Source organism: Pseudoalteromonas sp. SR45-5, assembly GCF_014163565.1.
Lineage (GTDB): Bacteria > Pseudomonadota > Gammaproteobacteria > Enterobacterales > Alteromonadaceae > Pseudoalteromonas > Pseudoalteromonas distincta.
In genome coordinates, this window is the sequence record NZ_JACJDN010000396.1 from 1 (window position 1) to 3,852 (window position 3,852).

At 38.6% G+C, this 3,852-nt stretch carries 4 protein-coding genes; all 4 read left to right on the plus strand.

Features of this window, described 5'->3' with window-relative positions; genetic code table 11:
* Positions 1 to 110: 110 nt before the first annotated feature.
* The 4 genes from H5072_RS13945 to H5072_RS13960 are packed head-to-tail and all read left to right on the plus strand — an operon-like array spanning position 111 to position 3,723.
* Entirely contained in the window at positions 111 to 1,145 is a 1,035-nt protein-coding gene (locus H5072_RS13945; protein ID WP_182693862.1) for an ABC transporter substrate-binding protein, read from the plus strand.
* A 60-nt stretch (positions 1,146 to 1,205) separates the two neighbouring features.
* Positions 1,206 to 2,381 carry a methyltransferase gene (locus tag H5072_RS13950; RefSeq protein WP_182693863.1) on the plus strand — a complete coding sequence of 392 codons (1,176 nt, stop codon included), beginning with the start codon at positions 1,206 to 1,208 and terminating at the stop codon, positions 2,379 to 2,381.
* Between the two features lie 30 nt (positions 2,382 to 2,411).
* Positions 2,412 to 3,074, plus strand: coding sequence for a carbonate dehydratase (can, locus tag H5072_RS13955; RefSeq protein ID WP_002959903.1), 663 nt, complete (start codon positions 2,412 to 2,414; stop codon positions 3,072 to 3,074).
* A 4-nt stretch (positions 3,075 to 3,078) separates the two neighbouring features.
* The gene (locus H5072_RS13960) at positions 3,079 to 3,723 is read left to right on the plus strand and encodes an NAD(P)H-binding protein (RefSeq protein WP_182693864.1); all 645 of its coding nucleotides are present in this window, start codon (positions 3,079 to 3,081) and stop codon (positions 3,721 to 3,723) included.
* The last annotated feature ends 129 nt before the right edge of the window (positions 3,724 to 3,852 follow it).

Consider the following 3,852-nt stretch of genomic DNA (forward strand, 5'->3'; position numbering starts at 1 on the left):
CGCCTCAGTATAATCCTACTTTATAGGCAGGCACCTAACTAGGGTGCTTGCTTTATTACACGTTTTACATATAGTTACAGGTAATCGTCATACTTTTTGAGGACACCTAGTTGCTATTTAAAGGATTAATCATTGGATTGTGCTTTTTTTGTAGCCATATCGCGGCGCAAGAATCAGTCACATTACAGCTAAAATGGACACATCAGTTTCAGTTTGCTGGCTACTATATGGCAAAGCAAAAAGGCTTTTATAATGAAGCGGGCCTTGATGTAACCATTAAACAAGCTAATCCAATGAAACCTGATACCTTTGCTCCTGTCGCCAGTGGCGAAGCACAATTTGGAGTAGGGCACTCTGGTATTTTACAGCAACGTATTAATGGACAACCTCTTGTTGCTATGGCTGCCTTATTGCAATTTTCACCTTACTGCTGGATGGTTAAAGACACGTCTGATATTTTTCATCCACGTGACTTTGTTAATAAACGTATCACTGCGGTAAGCAAAAATGATGGTACCGAACTACTTATTATGCTTAAACGCAGTGGCGTTGATGTGGATAAACTCAAAGTTTACGATGGCGAAAATCCAGGCCAGGCTTGGATTGAAAACAAGCTAGATGCTATGCAAGTATATGTTACTACAGAGCCTTATTATATGACTCAACAAGGTGTAGCTCATCGACTTGTTTGCCCACAGCGTTATGGTATGGATGTATATAGCGACATTTTATTTACCAGCGAAAACATGCTTAAGAAAAATCCTCAAACGGTCGAAAAATTCTACCAAGCGAGCCTAAAAGGGTGGCGTTATGCAATGATGAACATGGATGAAGCCATTGCAGTCACCCAGCAAAACTATGCACCGGGTAAAAGCTTTTATCAGCTCGCTTTTGAGGCTGAAGTACTAAAAAGTTATATAACCCCACCCACTACCAGTTTAGGACATATGTCGATAGCAAAGTGGCGCTTAATTGCGGACTTATATGGCATACCGCAAAACGAATTTGACGAAGTGAAATCTCACTTTATTTATATATATCAAGAGCCTGAAAAAATGCAGTTATCGTGGATGCTCATGGCAGCTATTTTGGTAAGTATTATTTCAATACCTTTGTATTTACGGCTGATTTTTAGTAAAAATTAACTGCTTAGGTAATTCACGAAACTGATATAATTAATTGTCTTTTTTATTTTTTAAGCTGTTATGACTTTAGCTGAGCAATTTTTAGCACTTGATTCTCTTTTAATACATCATCGTCAGTATTGGCAGTGCACTGCATTTGATTTTGACACTATACCTTGGCCAGAGCTACAAGGCATACTTAGCGAACTAACTGATGATCAGGTAAGCGTTCTTGATAACGATCAAAACCAGCTATACCAATTTTTTAGCCAGCACATAAACCAACTTGATGAACTTGCAAAGTTATGCGAGTTACCTAGCACAGCCCACTCTCGAGCTGATTATCCATTTTGGATAAGTAACGGCATTAAAGGTCGTAAGTTTGCACAGTTACAAGATTTTGTATCTGCACTACCTAATACCAAACAACCTGTTTTAGAGTGGTGCGCGGGTAAAGGACACTTAGGTCGAATGCTTGCGTTTAATGGCGCAAGTAATGTACATAGTATTGAACTGCAACAAAGCTTATGCGAGCAAGGACAAAAAAGTGCACAGCAACAAGGCTTAGCAATGCACTTTAGCCAAGCAGATGTATTAAAAGACGATATCACTCAATTTTTTAATACAGACATGCATGCTGTAGCACTTCACGCATGCGGTGGCTTACACCAAGCATTTATGCGCCAAGCAAGTTTAGCGAAAGTACAGCAAATTAGCTTTTCACCTTGTTGCTACCATTTATTCACGGCTAATGAGTACCGTGCAATGAGTGAGGATGCAAATAAAAGTGAGCTTAATCTAACGCATCGTGATTTAAAGCTCGCATTACAAGAAACTGTCACAGCGCCTTCTCGTTTGGAAAAAGTACGTAAAACAGAACTTGAGTGGCGACTTGGTTTTGATGCACTAAGAAAGTCGATCACTGGCGAGCAATATTACGTAAGCGTACCTTCGGTCAACAAAGCTATATTCTCAGATTCGTTTAAATCGTTTTGTGCATGGGCTGCAGATAAAAAGGCATTAAAATTACCTCAAGATACTGATTATATTAAGTATTTAGAGGTTGGGGTGGCTCGAAAAAAAATAACTGACCGAGTTGAACTGGTTCGACATGTGTTCAGAAGGGCAATTGAAGTTTGGCTTGTGCTCGATCGTGCTTTATATTTGCAACAGCAAGGTTATCAAGTAAGCGTTAAAACGTTTTGTGAAAAGCAGTTAACGCCTCGTAATATTTTGATTCTTGCTAATGTCCATTAAATTTCCGTCCTCGACTTAATAAGAGATGCAATGAGAAAGTTAAAAAATTTATTCGATAACAACAAACGTTGGGCTGCTCGTACAAGTGAAGCAGACCCTGAGTTTTTTAAAATTTTATCTATGCAACAAAATCCAGAGTATTTATGGATTGGTTGTTCAGACTCTCGTGTACCTGCAAATCAAATAGTTGATTTATTACCAGGCGAATTATTTGTACATCGTAACGTTGCTAACGTGGTTGTACACACTGACCATAACTGCTTATCGGTTATGCAGTACGCTGTAGAGGTTTTAAAAGTAAAACATATAATGGTAGTAGGTCACTATGGTTGTGGTGGCGTACAAGCCGTTTTAAACAATGCTAAATTTGGCTTTATTGATAATTGGCTACGCCATGTAGGAGATGTAAAAGAAAAGCATCTTGAACAACTCGACGCAATGCCAGAAAGCGAACGCTTAAGCCGCCTTATTGAGCTAAATGTAATTGAGCAAGTACGTAATGTGTGTCGTACTAACATTGTGCAAGATGCCTGGGAGCGAGGCCAAGAACTAAGCGTTCATGGTTGGGTTTATGGTTTAGAAAACGGCCATCTTCATGATTTAGAATCTGTAGTAACGTGCGCGAGTGAAGAAACGCAAAGCTACAAAAAAGCAGTGCAACACGTATTTAAAAAAGTGGGTGAAAATAAATAAATCCATGACTAAAACGGCGGTGTTAATAGGTGCTACAGGCTTGGTCGGTAATGAGTTGCTCCATAAGTTACTTAATAGCGATCGTTATACAAAAGTAGTTACGTTAAGCCGTCGAGCTCTGCCTGTCACACATGCAAAGCTAGTTAATCACGTTATTGATTTTGAAAAATTAACTCAATATGTTGAGCTTTTTAAAGGTGATGTATTGTTTTCGTGTTTGGGCACAACCCGTAAACGAGCGGGCTCGATACACGCTCAGCGTAAAGTTGATTTTGATTATCAGTTTATAGCGGCGCAGTTAGCGGCATGTAATGGCGTTACGCATTATTGCTTAGTGTCATCAAGCGGGGCGAATACGCACAGTAATAGTGCTTATTTGAAAATGAAGGGAGAGCTTGAGCAACATATTAAAGCACTCCCTTTTGATAAAATAAGTATTTTACAACCATCTTTATTATTAGGCGATCGTGAGCAATTTAGAGTGGCAGAAAAGATAGGCAGTATTATTTTTCCTGCTATTACACGATTTGCGTTTTTAAAGCGTTACAAACCAATAACTGGCGAACAAGTTGCGCAAAAAATGCTGAGTGTGAGTTTAGCTCAGCAGGCTAAGTTGTCTTATTATGTACTTGATGAGCTATTTGAATAAACTTGGTAAAATGCAAAAGGCAGCCTGAGCTGCCTTTTTTGTACATTAAATTAATACCAATTTTATTAAAAAAATGATCATCTTAGTGTATTAAATAACTCACTAACTACGTTAAAAATTATTTATATA

Bases quoted from the DNA above. Each gene is read 5' to 3' on its own strand.
- H5072_RS13960 (WP_182693864.1), top strand. From the start codon at position 3,079: ATGACTAAAACGGCGGTGTTAATAGGTGCTACAGGCTTGGTCGGTAAT.
- H5072_RS13950 (WP_182693863.1), top strand. From the start codon at position 1,206: ATGACTTTAGCTGAGCAATTTTTAGCACTTGATTCTCTTTTAATACAT.
- can (WP_002959903.1), top strand. From the start codon at position 2,412: ATGAGAAAGTTAAAAAATTTATTCGATAACAACAAACGTTGGGCTGCT.